The 1,211-nt window shown below is 67.9% G+C and carries 2 protein-coding genes and 1 pseudogene; all 3 read left to right on the top strand.

All coding sequences use genetic code 11. From position 1 onward, the window contains the following. Nucleotides 1–642, top strand: a 642-nt coding sequence (locus ACT3T5_RS19565; RefSeq protein WP_444595327.1) for an MFS transporter, incomplete at its 5' end; no start/stop codon positions are given. Nucleotides 643–766: 124 nt separating this feature from the next. Further along, complete coding sequence (locus ACT3T5_RS19560) at nucleotides 767–979, top strand: heavy-metal-associated domain-containing protein (RefSeq protein WP_444595326.1); 213 nt, start codon at nucleotides 767–769, stop codon at nucleotides 977–979. After that, nucleotides 976–1,211: pseudogene (locus tag ACT3T5_RS19555) on the top strand (heavy-metal-associated domain-containing protein); the annotation flags it as partial. The gene ACT3T5_RS19560 and the pseudogene ACT3T5_RS19555, both read left to right, overlap by 4 nt.

Raw genomic sequence — 1,211 nt, 5'->3', positions numbered from 1 at the left:
TCGATCATCCCCGCCGCGGCGGTCCTCATCGTCGTCTCCACCCTCTCCCCGATGCTGGCCCGGAAATTCCGTCCGGGCAACGTGATCGCGCTCGGCCTGCTCACGCAGATCGTCGGGTACATCTTGTTCACGCAGCTGGACGCCGGCACGGGCCTCGCACTCGTGATCGCGAGCTTCGTGGTCACATACCCGGGGGTTGCACCATCGATGGCGCTGACGACGGATCTGGTCGTCAGCTCGGTCCCTCCGGAGAAGGCCGGCGGCGCCTCCGGTTTGGCGACCACCGTGAACGACTTGGGCATCTCCCTGGGGGTGGCGGTCATCGGCAGCATTGGCATTGCCGCCTACCGCGGCCAGATCGCCGACACCATGCCCGACGGCGTGCCAGCAGAAGCAGCGGTCGCCGCGGAGTCCGGCATCGATGGAGCCCTCGCCACCGCGGGACAGCTGCCCGACGCGGTCGGCGCAGCCCTGACCACCGCGGCGCAACAGGCGTTCACCAGCGGGCTGAACACCGCCGGCATGGCCTCCGCCGTCATCGCCGCTCTCGCCGCACTCATTGCCGCTACGCGGTTGCGCCATATCCGACCCACCGGCGAGTCCGCTTCCGAATCGAGTTCCTCCGAGGAATCCGTGCGGTGAGTGGAGCCGGCGAGCCGATGCCCGGCACTCGTAGCCACGGGGCTTGCGTGGTACCGGGAGGGGGTATAGCCTCAATCCTGGAACGATACCCCGTGGGGGTATATAAACTGAGAGGAGCACGACCATGACGACGAACGAGTACCAGGTGACCGGAATGACCTGTGGGCACTGCGAGATGTCCGTCCGCGAGGAGGTCGGCGAGCTGTCCGGGGTGACTGACATTCAGGTCAGCGCCCAGACGGGCCGCCTCGTCGTCACCTCCGAGGAGCCCCTCGATGACGCACAGGTCCTCACCGCGGTCGAGGAGGCCGGCTACTCGGCGGTCAAGGCCCGATGAATGCCGCGGGACGACTGATCGCCTACGGCGCTGCGGTCGCAGTGACCTTCGGCGGTGCCTTCGTCGCAGCCGGCGCCGTCGTCCCGGACCGGGTCGTCGAGCGATGGTCGGCGCAGGCAGCCGACACATCGTACGACGATCCCGACCACGGTGGAGGCGCGGATACGCAGCCCGAGGCCGCACCGCAGAAGGGAGTATCGATGTCATCGCAGGGATACGTGCTGTCCGAGGT

Source organism: Brachybacterium sp. AOP3-A1-3 (assembly GCF_052378285.1).
In the GTDB taxonomy this organism is placed as follows: domain Bacteria; phylum Actinomycetota; class Actinomycetes; order Actinomycetales; family Dermabacteraceae; genus Brachybacterium.
This window is presented reverse-complemented; position numbering and strand designations above follow the sequence as displayed.